The sequence below is a fragment of the Bradyrhizobium sp. LeoB3 genome (assembly GCF_055456055.1).
In genome coordinates this window covers 242,117-257,888 of record NZ_JBVBEF010000001.1, presented here as the reverse complement: position 1 = coordinate 257,888, position 15,772 = coordinate 242,117, and the positions used below count along the sequence as shown (strand labels likewise).

Sequence of the window (15,772 nt, the reverse complement as noted above, 5' to 3'; positions counted from 1 at the left end):
TTCCAAATTTTGTGCTGTAAGCAGCCAGACTACGCTCCCGTCCCTGACCAACACTTGTTGCGGGCCGCAACGTCGTTTTCCTTCGCTGGCAGCTTCCTGTGTTGGCGGCACGCATGAGGTGCAACCGGCGTCAACTTATTTACCGAACGAGGCGACCAGAAGATCTGTTATCGCCTCAAGGCATCGCTCGCCGATTTCGATGGTCGAACCATGCGGATCGCCAATGACGCCGTTGTCCGTGATCGACTTGATCCCATTCTTCCACATGGAGTGAAGCTGCTCTTCAGATAGCACGCCTAGATGTCCCACTTCGAACCGATCCAGCCGCACGCTATCGGGGCGGAGACACATCATGAGAGATGTCTCCGCTATATCGGCATGCCCACCGACTGCATTCGGGTCACCTCCGGCATCTTTAACGGCGCTTCGCCACCTGTCGATCCAAGCGATAGAGTCACAGAATGCGTCGATCTCAACATCTTTCGGAACCGCGCGCCTCAACCGAGGAAGAATGTCGCGCAGGACAGGAAAGTTTCCGATATGTCCGGAGAAGAGCAGAATCCGCCTGAAACCATGCAGCGCGAGACTTGTGCAGTAGTCCAGGCAGATTGCTTCAAACGTTTCCGGTCGAAGGGAGATGGTGCCGGGAAAGACAAGATGGTGAGCTGAACAGCCGACCTTGATCGTAGGGGCTATCAGGGCATTGCCAAGATGCCGCGCCACTTTCGCCGCGAGCGCGTCAGCGTGATCGGCATCCATGCAAAGCGGAAGATGCGGTCCATGCTGCTCGACAGCGCCGCATGGGATTAGGACCGTCGAACCTCCTTGCGCCAGGGCAGCCGATACCTCCTCGAAGCTCATGAACTCCAGGCGGATTTCTTCAGGAGATGCCAATGCGGTCATTCATTCCTTCTTTGAATTCTTCGATAGAAAGCGGGCACGCGCGTCCGCTGAACTATTCTCGGTCAGATAAGCGTTGAGATCTTCAATCGTCATCACCTCGAGTGAGGCGTCATCCATTTGTCCTGTCAAGTTCAACGAGCGCTTGATCGCGGCAAATAGCTTTATATCCTTTCCGCGAAGATGCTTGCATACCTCCACGGCACGGCCCATCACTTTCGCGGTGGTTGTGATCTCGTTGATCGCGCCAATTTCCAGCGCTTTCTGCGCGTCGACTAACTCGCCCCAATAGAGCAATGCTTGTGCTTCACGAAGCCCCAGCTTCTGGACTGCTTGTCGCATTCCTTTGGCTGCGGGCAAGAGGCCGTGGTTGATTTCCGGAAACCCGATCTTGCACTCGCGATTTGCGACGACGTAGTCGGCATGAAGAAGAAATTCGAGCGCCCCTCCGACCGCATACCCTCGCACGGCACATACGACCGGGCCTGGATATCTCTCCATCTCGCAAAGAAGCGCGTGGAAGACCCTCATGCGGGGTCTAGATATTTCGAGGCCGGCCACTTCCTTTATGTCGCCGCCCGCACTGAAGAAGCGATCACCTTGACCCGTCAATACAATGCCTGGCGGCGACACTTGAGTAGACAATGCACGAATAGTGTTCAGCAAGCGATTGATCAGTCCGTTATTCACGGCATTTGCTGGTGGCCTATTCATGGTCAGCGTGACTATGTCGAGGCCGCGCTCGATTATCAGGTCGTCATCGTTTTCCATAGGGAAAGCTTAAGCGACATGCCTCCGAATTGATTGCTGTACACCGTTTCCGTGTCAGCGCATATCGACACAAACAGTCGCTGGAGCGCCGTATCGCGGCATTTTCTGCTCCGGCTTTCCGGCGTTTCCGCCGACCTGCAAAGCCGGTTAGCCATGAAGGACAGAGCCGGTCTCGTTGAGCGGCCTGATACCGGGAGGGCGAAACGCTCACTACATTCCGAGATATGCGCGCTGAATCTCGGAATTGTTCAGCAATTCGTGGCTCGATCCGTGGAGTACGATCGAGCCGTTTTCCAAGACGTAGCCGCGATTGCTCAACGCGAGAGATTTCGCGACGTTTTGTTCGACCAACAACACCGTTATCCCTTGTTCTTGCAAGGACTTCACTACTCCAAACATCACGTCCGTCAAAGCGGGCGACAGTCCAATAGAGGGCTCGTCGAACATGACTACTTCCGGCTTCGACATGATTGCGCGTCCAATAGCCAACATCTGCTGTTCGCCGCCGGATAACGTCCCGGCAAATTGTCGCCTACGCTCTCGAAGCCTCTCGAACAATTGATAGACGAACTCGAGCGTTTCGAGGTGGTTAGCCTTCGCGCGCTTAAGCGATCCGCCCAGGAGTAGATTTTCTTCGACGGAAAGGCTTCCAAAAATCTGTCGACCTTCGGCGACCTGCGCAATGCCGAGTTCGCAGATCTCCCACGGCGGCATCCCGGTAATCTCAACGCCGTTCATCTTCACGACACCACTCGAAGATGGAACGATGCCTGAGATTGATCTGATCAGCGAAGTCTTCCCCGCACCATTCGCACCCACGACACAGATCAACTCGCCCTTGTGGATCTGCAAGGATACGCCGTTCAAGGCATTCGATCCGTCGTATGCGACACAAAGCCCGTCGATCGATAAAAGCGCCTCGTCAAGCATGGAAGCCCGTCCCCAGATAGCTTTCAAGGACCCTCGGATCCGCGACCACCTCTCTAGGACTTCCTTCCGCGATTTTGGCGCCATGATGAAGCACTATGACGCTCGACGCGATTTCCATCACGATCCGCATAACGTGCTCGACGAGCAGGATCGTTAGTCCACTGTCGGCAAGTTTCTGCAGTACGCGGACAACTCCCGCAGCTTCGGTGGGTCGGAGGCCCGCCATTACCTCGTCCAGCAGCAGTAGTTTGGGTCGCGTCGATAGCGCTTTGGCCATCTCCAGCATTTTCCGGTCCGGCAGCGTCAGCTGGTCCGTCCTCGCATCCGCTTTGCCGGCGAGTCCAACGCTTTCAAGGGAATCGTATGCCTTCGATCTCGCCTCGTTTACGTTCTTGGTCCAGCTGAAGGCTCCGACCATTGCGTTCTCGAGTACTGACATATCGCGCATCGGTCGCACGATTTGGAATGTTCGCGCGATACCTATCCTGCAGACTATTTCAGGCGGTGTATTCTCGATCGAACGCCCCTCGAAGAACACCTGCCCACTGGTCGGCCTCATGGCGCCGGCAACGAGATTGAAACATGTCGTCTTTCCTGCCCCGTTCGGCCCGATCAGCGCGGTGATACTTCGGGCTTCCAGTGCGAAGCTCACGTCGTTCACCGCGACCAGCCCCCCGAACGATCGGGAGAGGTTCTTTACCTCGAGCAGACTTGTCATTTTTCGGCCCTCCTCGGTTGCGGGAGCCACACTCGGGACGGCACCTGGATTGCCTTGCAGAGCCGGACGATCGCCGGCCAAATGCCGTCGGGTAGGAACCAGATCACCAAAATCAGAACGATACCGTACGTAATATTGTTCAGCCCCGGGATCCGAAGACTGTCGCCGAGGGCGCTCATCAAATGGTTCAGAGGAATAGCCGTGAGCGATCCGACCAGCGGACCGAACGTCGTGCCTAAGCCGCCGACCACGGGCCCTATCAGGACGTCAACGGAGAGTCCCATGCCCATAATCGAATCTGGAAATATCGATCCTTGCACGAGTGCTAGAATTCCACCACCCACCGCCGCCGTCGCCGCCGATATCGAGATCACGAGGATTTTGTGCCGGAATGTGCGGACGCCGAGCGCGCGTGCAGCCCCGTCATCATCCCTCATTGCGCGCCAGACATATCCGAAATACGATCGCGAGATAAGTTCAGTTCCCACGATCCCTAGTGCCGCCAGAGCAAGAGCGATAAAGTAGTAGAAACGCGCATCCCCTCGAAGCATCGAGATTTCGATTGCGCCGGTTGGCGCAGGAAAGAACAGCCCCTGCATTGCGCCAACAAACTCCCAGCCACTGAACATAATCCTGGCGAACTCCGCGGCAGCAACCGTCAGCAGCGCGAAATAGATTCCGCGCACTTCGAACCGGAAACTCAACCACGCCAGCACCGCGCCGACGGATCCGGCAATGAACATTCCGACCAGAAGGCCTATCCACGGAGAAATGCCGTACTTTACATCGAGGACGCCTACTGAATAAGCGCCTAGGCCGACAAATAGGGCGTGACCGATCGACAGTTGCCCGCCGATCCCGAGCATCAAATTCCAAGATTGCCCCAAGAAAGTGAACAGCAATACAATCGTCATCAACGAGATGACGTACGGGCTTGCCAGAGCACCGACTAAAGCGAGGACAACGAAGAGCATTGCTCCAGCGAGCCACCGTCCCATTTCAGTCGCACCATCAAATCTCTTTTGCACCAAAAAGCCCTCTCGGACGGAAAATCAGGATGATGATCAGGAGCGCATAAGGAAGCGCCGTCTTCATCGACGGAGCGAACATCAACGCCGCGATTGCCTCGGCGACGCCGATCACCAATCCACCCAAGAGTGCTCCACTGAAGCTGCCGAGGCCGCCGACGATAACCGTCACGAAAGCCAGCAGAGTAAAGTCGACAGCTAGATATGGTTGGGCGTCGAACAAAGGAGATATCAATGCGCCGGCTACGCCCGCGCAGGCCGCTCCGACACCAAAGGTCACCGCATAGACCCGAGGAATGTTTAACCCCACGATCAGGCCGCCCAACCGATTGTCTGCGGACGCTCGCAAAGCCCGACCGAACGATGAAAACTTCAGATACGCTCCTAACAAGGCAATGAGCAGGCCCGCAGTCGCCGCCGCTTGAAGTCTCGCCAGGTCCAATGTCACGAAACCGAGCGATACGGTTTGAAACGACAGCTGAGAAGGAGTCGGGCGCGGATCCGGTCCGAACGCCACCAGCAGCGCGCCGCTGAAGAGCAGCGACAGACCGATGAAAACAATGAACTGATAGTGATGGGGCCGGTTGACGAACCGCTTTACGATCAGGGTTTCCAAAAAGTATCCGAAGACGAACATCACGACCGCCGCGATTGCGGCCGCGACAATGATTGGAACGTCCCAAAGGCGGACCGCCCAATAGCCGATGTAGACGCCGAAGACGACCATCTCCCCGTGCGCGAAGTTGACGACCCGCATGACGCCAAAAATGATGGTCAGGCCGAGCGCCACGAGGCCGTAGACGAGACCGAGCAGAATGCCACTCGCGAGAACATTGAGCCAAAGCGACAACATTAGCGGACACTGAATGGTACGAGTGTAGACCGCGGCTTGAATACGGCGATGCTCAAACCCGCGACGACTTGCGGCTGGCTTCCCTTCGCTTGAATCGAACCTACTCTGGCGTTGTTGCTGCGGCCGCCTTCGTCGACGTTTATCGTCCCCCCGTACATCAGAATTGGCTCCATGTTGGTCGACTTGATGGATGATCTCCCGCGGATAACCGCGTTCGCGACGATCTGCAAAGCTTCGAACGCAGATCCCGGGCTCGGGCCCGACATAAGAAGGGTACTCGCCGGCGGTCGCTTAGCGCTTAGGTACAGTGAATTCGCCATTCACATAGACAAGAGGTTCGAGATCAGCGTTTGTCGCCTGTGCAACCACCTCGCCGATGAAAATCGTATGACTTCCAGCGTCGTACGAATCGGAAACCCGGCAATCAAAGCTACAAATTGCCTGGATGAGACTCGGCGCTCCCGTAGCGAGTTCGCGCCACACACCTTCGCTGAAACGTATATCGCCTTTGCTCCCGTCCTGCCCCGCGAATTTCTGCGCCAGCGCAACGTGATCTGCCGCGAGGATATTCCAACAGAATGATCTGCTCTGCTTTATCGTATCGTGGGCGCCAGCCGATTTATTGACGCAGACGAGCACGCTCGATGGCTCGGTCGACAACGAACAGCCCGCTGTCAGCGTCAAGCCGTGCCTGCCCGGCTGCGTACCCGTAGTCACGATAGACACGGCGCCCGGCACGTTGCGCATTGCGCTGCGGAATTCTGTGCTGCTGAACACCGGGGTTTCTTGACTAGGCATAGGCGACACTCGGAAGTTCATGGTGATAAATTGCCCCGACACATAGAACTGAAGTCATTCAGAGGGTTGATCTGCCGCCCTACTCGCCACTTGAATGAGCTGGATCGTATTATGTTGCGGGTCCCTGAAATGGGCCACCCGGCCATGCGCTCCCATATCCCGGACTTCACCAAGCACCTCAGCCCCCTCCGCCCGCGCGCGTTCGACAGCCATTTCCAAATCATCCACCTCGAATACGAGGACCGCATTGTGAGACTGCTCGGACACGGATTCAGCTGGGCTTGCGATACAAAAGGCAGCTTTCTCTCCTACGAATTGGATCCACTTGCCACGGTCAGCGAAGCGGATCGTCAATCCGAGAGCCTCGTAGAACTTGGCTAACCCTTCGGGTTCGACGGCAGTAAGATAGACTTGCTTAAGCTTCACTTTCTCACTCCCGATTCCGAACGGGCCGTCGATCTGCGATCTCTGAAAACTTCAATCGTCCTGCAATTGTGACGCCGCTTTCTCAGCATTAATGCTCAAACAGTTTGTCGCCCACCTAGCTGATCAGCATTTTATGCCGCAGCACACAGACTTTAGCATCATTACGCGCCGGCGCGCGCGGCGAGCGGAGGCGATTTATCTCTGCTGGGTTTCGACCTGTTTCGATCGCAAATGCGCTTGCCATACTTGATGTCATCGCATCGCCGGCCATCTCGATGCTGTTCCCTGGACACTTATCGATGCTTTCTGCTCTTGGAGTGAGCAAATCGTCATTGCTTTGTGCAGTACGCGCCTATTTTTCGACTTCTCACGCACCAACGCGAACAAAGCGGAACATGCCAGCGACCCCAACCACATCCTGTCGAACCAGAACGTCGTGCAACTTCATACGCTGAAAGCCGGAGTGCTTCGGTCGCTTCCTTGGTCTCGACCTTCGCCTGGATCCGCGGAAAGCAAAGCGCGAATTTCTCGTAGCTCCTGCAGGATGAAATTCAGGACCGCGCGCGTACGTGGCGCAAGATGCCGGCGCGAGGAGTAGACCAAGCTGAACGGAATGTTCGGAGACGGGAAGTTGTTCAGCACACGGACGAGCTGGCCGCTGCGCAAATCGTCGAACACGTCGACCAGCGCGAGATGGGCAATCCCGTATCCGCTTCGTGCAGCCAGATGCACGGCGCTCGCGTCATTGGCGAGAAATCCGCCCGACACGCGAAATTGCTGGGCACCTTCATTGGTCACGAACGTCCACATGTCGGAGTTCTGGTTGCTGGCGTGGACGATGCAGGTGTGCTGCGCAAGTTGCGCGGGCAAGGAAGGCTCGCCGTGCTTTTCGATATAGCTGGGCGCGGCCACGGCGACGCGTGAAAATGTGCCGGCGTGACGAACAATCAATGATGCATCTGATATCTCGCCAAGACGCATCGCTAGATCGAGACGATCTTCGATCATGTCGCCGATTCGATCGCTCACCACCAATTCAACCTTCAGCCCCGGGTGATCCGCCAGTAACTCGGGCAGACGTTGCGCCAGAAAGCGACCAGCGGTACCCGTCACGCCAACCCGGACCAATCCGATGGGAGAGGTACTCTGTCGTCCCACAGCCGTCAGCATGTCCTCGACGCCGTCCAATATCGGTCGTGCAAGGACGACAAGCATCTGCCCGTCATCGGTGAGGCTGATCTTTCGCGTAGTGCGATGGAATAAGCGAACGCCAAAACGCTCTTCGAGCTGCGAAATCTGGCGGGCGACGGCGGCCTGGCTTACGTCGCGCTCGCGCGCCACGGCCGAGAACGAAAGAACTTCCGCTACGCGTACGAAAATGCCGAGGCTACCGAGAAGGTCCATCGCTCGTATACCTGTTCTAAGGCTCCGATACCTTCAGAGGCGCTTTCTCCAGCCCTTCCTCAAGAGAGAACAGTTTTCCACTGAGCTCACTTTGCAATTGAAGATTCGAATTGATCATTCGGGAAATAAGAACGCGCATTTGCATCTTGCCTCAATAGATGGCGCTATTCCCTACACTTCCGCAGCGGCGAAAGGACTAAGTTACCTTGCCAAATCATCTCCAAATATCGACAATTGCGGACATGACCGTGCAGTTGGGTTTTTCTGACTTCGATCCGGACGATTGTCCCGTCGCGGCCACTGCCGTTCGAATGGACGTCTTAGATAATGATAACGAGACGCCGATCCACACTCACAGAAAAGGTCAGCTCGTTTTGGCACTCCGTGGTGGAATCACCTGCGACGTTCCAGGCACTCGCTGGATAGTACCTCCGCAGTCCGGCGTGTGGATCCCGGGCGGCCTTGAGCACAGCAACAAGGCAACAGCAAACGCGATGATTTGCCTTCTGTTCGTCGAGCCGGATTCAGCGGCCCTTCCGGAAAGATGCTGCACATTGTCGATCAGCCCGATGGTCCGCGAGATGATTCTCCGGCTCGCGGTCATGCCGCGACATTATGATCCTGACAGTCATTGTGGTCGGCTTGCCAGAGTTCTGCTTGATGAATTGACCGTCCAGCCGGTCGAGGATCTTTCGCTGCCCATTTCCGGTAACCCAAAACTTCAGCTCATAGCCGACGCTCTGACCAGAACTCCAGCCGATAGATCTTCATTGGCTGGATGGGCCAATCGTGTAGCGATGAGCGAACGATCGCTTTCTCGGCTGGTCGAGCGGGAGACAGGTCTGACCTTCGGACGCTGGCGACAGCAAATACACCTAATGGTCGCGTTGCGGGAACTCTGCGGTGGCGCGATGGTCCATCAGGTTGCAGCCACGTTGGGCTACGGCTCTACCACTGCATTCATTACGATGTTCAAGAAGGCTCTGGGGAAATCTCCTGCCAAATACTTTCAAGAACGCTCCGAGCAGGCGTCAGTGGCAGATTAAGACGATTGCTTTTTATTTCTTCTATCGGTCGCAGGATCCGCCTTTTTGTGTTCGGACTCTAGCCGTTCGGTCGCAGGCGTTTGAGCACGCACACTTGTTTTCGAGTGGACGGCATCCCGCCACGGGTTGCCTCATGCCTGCACGGCCAGCCCTGAGAAATTGACGGTTTTTCGATATAAGTCGTCATTTTGTCGAAATTTCGCAGTCGCAACTGCGGTTAGCATCCCTGTCATCGAGATGTCACCACGCGAGATAACGCGCGGGGCCGGGCCTCGATAAAGCTACCGCTTGCCCTGGGAGAAGACGATATGACAACCACGGCTCTCGACAGGATCGACATAAAGATTCTGAATGAACTGCAGCAGAACGCCGACCTGACCAACGTCGAGCTTGCGTCCCGCGTCAATCTTTCACCGTCGCCCTGCCTCGCCCGAGTTCGTACGCTTGAAAAGCTCGGGGTGATAGATCGACGAATTGCCGTACTGGATCCAGCGGTCCTCGGCATCTGCGTTACCGCCTTCATCCAAGTCAAGCTTGAAAAGCAAGTCCAGCTATCACTTGAGAACTTCACGCGCACAATTGATCGCTTGAGCCAAGTGATGGAGTGTTACCTGATGACGGGAGACAGCGACTATCTTCTCCGCGTGATGGTGCCCGACATCGAGGCTCTTGAAGACCTCATCGTCAACAAGCTCTCGCGCATACCGGGTGTTTCGAGCATTCGTTCAAACTTGGCTTTGAAGCGGATTTCTCACAAGACGGTACTTCCTATCGACTCAAACCAGCCGGTTCAGATCAAGTCATGCAACCTGGCTTCCAAGCGCATCGAGAGGCCGGCTAAGCCACAATACGACGCAGCCCCTCAGACGAGGATCGACGCCGGCATGAGCATCGAGACTTCGCGCACCCTTGATCATAATGCAGCCAGCTTTTAGCGACATCGTCAATCCATCGCTTCAAAGGTCTGTCCGGATTCGGGATCGAGATCGTTCGAAACGAAGAACTTTGATTTCAATCCTCAGGGGAAGTGATCTTAAAAGACGGCTGGTCGCCTCATCGGAAATCTTTGACGCTGCTCGATCGACCGAGCAACCTAGTGACGGAGTGCGATCGGGAACATTCCTCGTTCGTGCGATTGGCTGGCGGCCGTCGTTGAAGATATATCGATGCCGGAAAGAGCGCTCGATCTCGTGCTTCGCGCTCGGCACCGGATCTCTCGCTGCTGCAGGATCTAGTTGAACTCCGGTTCCGCCGCCCCTTCGCCCCGCTTGTTGACGCGATCGGAAAAATACCGCGCCGGCGATTTGCCGAGCGCCTTCTTGAACATTGTTATAAATGCGCTAACGGAATCGTAGCCGAGAACTTCAGATACCGATTGCACAGACTCTCCCGCGGATAACCGCTGAAGAGCGATTATGATGTGGAGTTGTTGACGCCAGCGACTGAACGTCATGCCGGTCTCGGCGACGACGAGGCGCATGAGCGTCCGTTCGCCGAGCGCAATGGCCTCGCCCCATTCTGCTACGGTGCGGCGATCCGCAGGATTTTCCATCAAGGCATCGGCGATCGCGCGTAGTTTTGAGTGGCGCGTAACTGGAAGATGCAATTGCTCGGTCGGCATCTCGATGAGCTCGTTCAGCAGAACCACGACGATCTGAGCCGTTGGTCCTTCCGGATTATAGAGGGGCGGCAGCGTCGCCAAGCGATGGATTAGTTCGTGCAGAAGAGGGGTGATCGACAGCGTGCAGCACTCCTTCGGAACGGATGCCGCATTCATGTCTACGTATAGGAAATAGATGCTGGCATTGGCGGTCGCTCGATTGCTGTGCGGCATGCCGCCGGGGATCCAGACGCCACATCGCGGAGGCACCATCCAAAGTCCACTGGGGGCCTCGCACGTCACGCCACCGCGGTGCGCCAAAACCAACTGTCCTTTCCGATGTGTGTGGATCGGAACTTCGTCTTCCTTCTCTTGAGTATTGACCATGAGCGCAGCGACCGGACGGTCCAGCGCGTCCGGATCCAATTCACGGTAGTATTGGAGGAGAGAGCCACGCATTGTCATAACTTAGCAATTATTTGGCAAAGTGGCGAAATTCCTGGCGCGCTGCAAGTTCTATCGTTCGGGTGCTTCACGGACCCGACGTAGAACCATGACACGAATCACTCTGTCCCGAATTTTCGGACACATCGCATTTCCAGGTACCCTCGACCCCAAGTGGGCGCTGCTATCGGCCAATTCGTTCATTGCGGCGATGCTCGCAATTTATCTGGCGTTTCGTCTCGGCCTACAGAGACCCTACTGGGCAATGCTCACCGTCTATCTTACTGCCCAACCACTCGCCGGCGCGGTCCGTTCACGGGCCGTTTACCGTCTGCTCGGCACACTGCTCGGCGCCTGCGCCGCCGTGGCGCTTGTTCCGATCTTGGTCGATCAGCCGACCTTGATGACCGTTGCCATCACGGGCTGGGCAGCGTTCTGTCTGTACGTCTCCCTTCAAGACCGGACTCCCCGCAGTTACGCCTTCATGCTGGCGGGATACACGGCGACGACCGTCGCGTTCTCAAGCGTAGCTGCTCCTGATTTGGTTTTCGACGTCGCCTTGGCACGCGTCGAGGAAATCGCGCTCGGGATCTGCTGTGCAACAGTCGTCCATACGCTGCTGTTTCCGAGCGATGTCACAGGCGCCCTGACCAAGGCAATCGATGCTGCGGTTCGTGATGCATTCGCTTGGACGGCGGATGTCTTGCTGGATCACACTCCAACGCAAGGAAACTCCGCGCGCTGGCGGTTGGCCGCTGACATCACCCACTTCGAAGTGCTATCAACCCACCTCAGCTACGACACAGCCGCGACAAAGCCGGAGCTATGGGCGATTCGTGCCTTACAGGACAAGCTCGCGCTCGTGCTCCCCATGCTAACGGCGATCGAAGATAGGCTCGCTGCGCTCGGCGAGCGACGCACGCCGGAATTGCATCAACTTCTCTCGCAACTCGGCGAATGGGCGCGCGATCCAATTGATTCGCGGCTGAGCGCGACCGAGTTGCTCCGCCGATGCGCGGAATTTGACGCTGCACTGCCCGCCGCGCAAGACGAATGGGACAGGCTTCTCGCATCCAGCATGATCGCCAAGGCGGCGGCGTTAATCGAAGCACTGGCTGCAACCCACGAACTGTCCGCGATCATCCATGGATCGCAAGTTACTTCCAACCCGACTACGGCATCTCGCCCGAAAGTCCGCCGCGCCAAGAGAACTCTCCATCGTGACCAGGGGCTCGCTGCCTTGTCCGTCGTCGCTCTTTTCGCGGCCGTGCTTGGCTGCAGCGCCGTTTGGATCGCAACCGCCTGGCCGGAAGGTGGCATCGCCGCGCAGATAGCCACGATCGCCGCAGCGCTCTACAGCAGCCTCGACGATCCCGCTCCGACCCTGATGTCCTATACGATCTGGACAGTGGCGTCGCTGCCGATCGCGGCCATCTACCTGTTTCTGATCTTCCCCGCGATCGACGGATTTCCAATGTTAGCAGCCGCGCTGGCTCCGCCGTTCCTCATCATCGGTTATCTGCAGGCCAATCCGCGTCACATCCTCAAAGCGTTGGCCCTCGGCCTCGGTCTGATCGGGGCGCTTGATCTTCAAAACAGGTTCTCGGCCGACTTCGCTTCGTTCGCCAACACCAATGCCGCCTCACTCATCGGCCTCATTGCCGCCTTCCTGGCTGTCCGCACATTCCGCTCGGTGACCGCGAAGCACGCTGCGAGGCGCCTAATCCGGCACGGATGGGTCGACCTGGCGATCCTCGCCGGCGCCCGCCGACCGATGAACCGAGAGCGGTGGGTGGGCGTGATGCTCGACCGTCTCGGCCTGGTCGTTCCAAGATTGGCGCTATCCGGCGCGGATGTAGAGGCAGAAGCCGGCCGCTCGCTGGCCGCGCTGCAGATGGGCCTGGACTTGCTCGACTTAAAGTCGAGCGTGGTGAGCGTTAACGGCCGGCGGGGCACGACTCTCGGAGATCTCCCCGCCAAGCTGTCGCACGCCTTCCGATGGTTTGCGTCGGGGGACGGCGAGCTTCGTCCAACCGAGGCACAGGCGCTGCTCGCGGCGATCGATGTGGAGCTGCGCCAGCATTGCAAATCGGACGCCGCAATCCAACAAACACGGCTGCCCGCATTAGTCGGCCTACGTCGCGTGCTCTTCCCGAACGCGCCAGCTCCAACTTTTGACGAAGTTGCGCAATGAACGAAGAGATCAACGTCGCAGGTGTGTTCGTGCCGACCTTTGTCGTCGCCTGCATCTTCGCGCTCGGACTCGGGATCACTTTATCCGCAGTGCTCAAGAGATTCGTTTCGTCAGGGATCAAGAGCTTCGCGTGGCACCCGGCGTTATTCGAATTCGCGATCTTCGCGATCCTCGTCGATATATCCTACACTTTCTTGGGGAAGTTGCTGCCATGACCGGGAGAGGCTCGATTCTGCCGCGCATCTTTGTCACCACGTTGGTTCTCACCATTGCGGCACCGGTCGCCATCGGCATGTGGGACCACTACGAAGAAGCTCCCTGGACGCGGGACGGCCACGTCAGGGCCGACGTTGTCGTGGTCGCTCCGGACGTTTCCGGCCTGGTCGAGGAAGTTCTGATCAAAGATAATCAGGCGGTTCGCAAAGGGGACGTCCTACTTCGATTGGATCCGGAGCGATTTCGTCTGGCGGTCCGACAGGCAGAGGCTGTGGTGGCAAACCGGGAAGCCGCCCTTGAGAGAGCTGCGAGCGATCGCACCCGCTATGAAAAGCTGAGCGATGGGGTCATCTCTCAACAGCAGCGCGAGACGGTCCGCGCCGCAGACCTTCAGGCCAAGGCTGCCTATAATCAGGCCCTAGCGGATTTGGATGTCGCACGTCTCAATCTGACCCGATCCGAGATCCGCACCCCAGTAAATGGTTACGTGACGAACTTCGATCTGCGTCCAGGTTCCTACCTTCCGGCGGGTCGAGGCATCATGGCTTTGATCGAGACCGACACGGTGCGCGTCGAAGGCTACTTTGAGGAGACGAAACTCGCACGCATCCATGTAGGCGACGCTGCCGATGTCAGGTTGATGGGCGGTTCGATCCTGAGAGGAAAAGTTGATAGCATCGCCCGCGGAATCGAAGATCGTGAACGAAGTTTGGGTGCGAGCATGCTTGCCAATATCAATCCGACCTTCTCATGGGTCAGGCTCGCTCAGCGCATTCCCGTCCGGATCAAGCTCGACGTGAATGACAATGCGGATGAATTGATCGTCGGGCGAACCGTCACCGTTCAGATCGACAGCGACACCGGTCTCAATCCAGTGGTCACGTCAATGCTCGGGTCGGGTATCTCGCGCCTTTTGCGGGTGTTCGATCGGGAAGACGGTCTCGGGCGATCAGCAGCGCGTAAGCTTTGAACGAACCTACTGGCGCAATCGTACAAAGTCGTACTCCAGCGTGGAAAGGCGCAGCATGGCGCGCCACTCAGAATAAAACTGCGAACTCTTATGTAATTGAGATTGCAGTATAATGCTCTTAGGCGCCCCGCGGGAATATTCGTCTGCAGGTCGGCCATGCAACTCAATACCCGCTACCGTGCGTATCGCACCGTGCCTTTGCCTGCGGGTGACGTTGGAGGACTCCCCTTCGAAGGTGCGCACTCTCAAATATCGAAAACAACCCCATGCAAAGGTGCAGGCGGCAGCTAGCGCTCGAATGGCAACTTGACACGTCGGGCAAATCAGGGGCATTCCTTCATCATCCCGCGATCTTGTAAACGCCCGTCGCCCCGCGAGTAGCGGGCGCGTCGGTTGCGACTGCGGTCCAAGAATCCTCACCCACAATTGAAATTGCACCGGCTCCGCGCGGTGAACCATGACTGCGCGTGGCCGAACCGCGCCCGCTTGCCGCGCGCATGCCAGGGAGTCTCGACATGACCACCGCCCCAAGCCTCGCCATGCCAACGGCGATCGCCGCAACCGACCCGGCCAAAGCTGCCGCAGCCCCGCGGATAAGGCTCTCGTCGCACGGATTCTCCATCGACCATCCCGATCCGGAGCTCGGCGAACAGCTCATGGCGAACGCGCTGGGGGCAACCGATCGCGAAGCGATGGATGGCATCCTCCGGCAATTGGTCAGGGCCAGCGTGAGCGGCGGCAGCCCCGACGAGGTCAACCTGTCCTTCATGATTTCAATGATGAAGAGCATTCGCCCAAGGGATTCCATCGAGGCCATGCTGGTGGCGCAGATGGTTTCGGTTCATGTGATGGCGATGCGATGTGCCCATCACCTCGCCAGTGCCGACGACCTCGCCCAGCACGACAGCGCCGCGCGCGCGTTGGGCCGGCTCGCCCGCACGTTTCCCGCCCAGATCGATGCGCTGAGCCGCTACCGCAGCCATGGCGAGCCCGCCATCACCGTGCAGAACGTGAAGGTGGAGGACGGCGGCAAGGCCATTGTCGGCAACGTCACGCAGCATGCGAGCGTGATTGTTTCGGACAAGAACCGGGCCTCGGTGGCGCGAAAGGCGCCGAAAGCCTCGGGCTCCAAGCGAGGGCGCGATTCCGCTGATGCCAGGCGGGAAGCACAGGCATGAGCGATCACATCAGAAATACCGCCCCGATGCTGGCGAGCCCACGTTGTGGCGCCAAAACCCGTTGCGGCGGCGCGTGCCGCTCGCCGGCGGTGCACGGCAAAAAGCGCTGCCGCATGCACGGTGGCGCACAGGGATCCGGCGCGCCAATGTCAAACCAGAACGCGCGCAAGCACGGCCTGTTCACCAGGGCTGCAATCGCCGAGCGAAGGCAGATTCAGGTGTTGCTAGGTGAGGCGCGGAAGTTGTTGGAAGTGATCAAATGATTTGTTTTTCGCAGACAGCGCGCAAACCAAAAG

Annotated in this window: 17 protein-coding genes; 7 read left to right on the top strand and 10 right to left on the bottom strand. The window is 57.7% G+C overall.

The window, feature by feature from the left end; all coding sequences use genetic code 11:
- Window positions 1-135: 135 nt before the first annotated feature.
- The 9 genes from ACZXDY_RS01145 to ACZXDY_RS01105 all read right to left on the bottom strand — a co-directional run bounded on the left by ACZXDY_RS01145 (window position 136) and on the right by ACZXDY_RS01105 (window position 7,828).
- The gene (locus tag ACZXDY_RS01145) at window positions 136-903 is read right to left on the bottom strand and encodes a creatininase family protein (protein WP_464344128.1); all 768 of its coding nucleotides are present in this window, start codon (window positions 901-903) and stop codon (window positions 136-138) included.
- The gene (locus ACZXDY_RS01140) at window positions 904-1,671 is read right to left on the bottom strand and encodes an enoyl-CoA hydratase/isomerase family protein (RefSeq protein WP_464344127.1); all 768 of its coding nucleotides are present in this window, start codon (window positions 1,669-1,671) and stop codon (window positions 904-906) included.
- A gap of 210 nt (window positions 1,672-1,881) precedes the next feature.
- Window positions 1,882-2,601, bottom strand: a complete 720-nt coding sequence (locus tag ACZXDY_RS01135; RefSeq protein ID WP_464344126.1) for an ABC transporter ATP-binding protein — start codon at window positions 2,599-2,601, stop codon at window positions 1,882-1,884.
- Window positions 2,594-3,319, bottom strand: coding sequence for an ABC transporter ATP-binding protein (locus ACZXDY_RS01130; protein ID WP_464344125.1), 726 nt, complete (start codon window positions 3,317-3,319; stop codon window positions 2,594-2,596). Before ACZXDY_RS01130 ends, ACZXDY_RS01135 begins: the two co-directional genes overlap by 8 nt.
- Entirely contained in the window at window positions 3,316-4,293 is a 978-nt protein-coding gene (locus ACZXDY_RS01125) for a branched-chain amino acid ABC transporter permease (protein WP_035688886.1), read from the bottom strand. Before ACZXDY_RS01125 ends, ACZXDY_RS01130 begins: the two co-directional genes overlap by 4 nt.
- Before the next feature lie 37 nt (window positions 4,294-4,330).
- Window positions 4,331-5,200, bottom strand: coding sequence for a branched-chain amino acid ABC transporter permease (locus ACZXDY_RS01120; RefSeq protein WP_464344124.1), 870 nt, complete (start codon window positions 5,198-5,200; stop codon window positions 4,331-4,333).
- Between the two features lie 291 nt (window positions 5,201-5,491).
- A complete protein-coding gene (locus tag ACZXDY_RS01115; RefSeq protein WP_130223075.1) occupies window positions 5,492-5,977 on the bottom strand; it encodes a flavin reductase family protein in 486 nt (161 codons plus the stop codon).
- A 75-nt stretch (window positions 5,978-6,052) separates the two neighbouring features.
- Window positions 6,053-6,424: a VOC family protein gene (locus ACZXDY_RS01110; protein ID WP_464344123.1), complete on the bottom strand. Its 372-nt coding sequence runs from the start codon at window positions 6,422-6,424 to the stop codon at window positions 6,053-6,055.
- Window positions 6,425-6,868: 444 nt separating this feature from the next.
- On the bottom strand, window positions 6,869-7,828 hold the full coding sequence (locus ACZXDY_RS01105) for a LysR family transcriptional regulator (RefSeq protein WP_464344122.1): 960 nt from the start codon (window positions 7,826-7,828) through the stop codon (window positions 6,869-6,871).
- A gap of 242 nt (window positions 7,829-8,070) precedes the next feature.
- On the opposite strand from ACZXDY_RS01105, the gene ACZXDY_RS01100 reads away from it, so the two are divergent.
- Both ACZXDY_RS01100 and ACZXDY_RS01095 read left to right on the top strand, forming a co-directional pair.
- A complete protein-coding gene (locus tag ACZXDY_RS01100; protein ID WP_464344121.1) occupies window positions 8,071-8,874 on the top strand; it encodes an AraC family transcriptional regulator in 804 nt (267 codons plus the stop codon).
- Window positions 8,875-9,182: 308 nt separating this feature from the next.
- Window positions 9,183-9,809, top strand: a complete 627-nt coding sequence (locus ACZXDY_RS01095; RefSeq protein ID WP_028161630.1) for an Lrp/AsnC family transcriptional regulator — start codon at window positions 9,183-9,185, stop codon at window positions 9,807-9,809.
- A 296-nt stretch (window positions 9,810-10,105) separates the two neighbouring features.
- Here the strand turns inward: ACZXDY_RS01095 and ACZXDY_RS01090 are convergent, their stop codons facing one another.
- A complete protein-coding gene (locus tag ACZXDY_RS01090; protein WP_464344120.1) occupies window positions 10,106-10,933 on the bottom strand; it encodes an AraC family transcriptional regulator in 828 nt (275 codons plus the stop codon).
- 28 nt (window positions 10,934-10,961) lie between these two features.
- On the opposite strand from ACZXDY_RS01090, the gene ACZXDY_RS01085 reads away from it, so the two are divergent.
- The 5 genes from ACZXDY_RS01085 to ACZXDY_RS01065 all read left to right on the top strand — a co-directional run bounded on the left by ACZXDY_RS01085 (window position 10,962) and on the right by ACZXDY_RS01065 (window position 15,739).
- Window positions 10,962-13,112: an FUSC family protein gene (locus ACZXDY_RS01085; protein WP_464344119.1), complete on the top strand. Its 2,151-nt coding sequence runs from the start codon at window positions 10,962-10,964 to the stop codon at window positions 13,110-13,112.
- Complete coding sequence (locus tag ACZXDY_RS01080) at window positions 13,109-13,327, top strand: DUF1656 domain-containing protein (protein ID WP_464344118.1); 219 nt, start codon at window positions 13,109-13,111, stop codon at window positions 13,325-13,327. Before ACZXDY_RS01085 ends, ACZXDY_RS01080 begins: the two co-directional genes overlap by 4 nt.
- Window positions 13,324-14,298 (top strand): HlyD family secretion protein, encoded by a 975-nt coding sequence (locus tag ACZXDY_RS01075; RefSeq protein ID WP_464344117.1) that lies wholly within the window; start codon window positions 13,324-13,326, stop codon window positions 14,296-14,298. Before ACZXDY_RS01080 ends, ACZXDY_RS01075 begins: the two co-directional genes overlap by 4 nt.
- Window positions 14,299-14,813: 515 nt before the next feature.
- Window positions 14,814-15,476, top strand: a complete 663-nt coding sequence (locus tag ACZXDY_RS01070) for a hypothetical protein (RefSeq protein ID WP_464344116.1) — start codon at window positions 14,814-14,816, stop codon at window positions 15,474-15,476.
- Window positions 15,473-15,739 (top strand): HGGxSTG domain-containing protein, encoded by a 267-nt coding sequence (locus ACZXDY_RS01065; RefSeq protein ID WP_464344115.1) that lies wholly within the window; start codon window positions 15,473-15,475, stop codon window positions 15,737-15,739. Before ACZXDY_RS01070 ends, ACZXDY_RS01065 begins: the two co-directional genes overlap by 4 nt.
- Window positions 15,740-15,772: the final 33 nt, after the last annotated feature.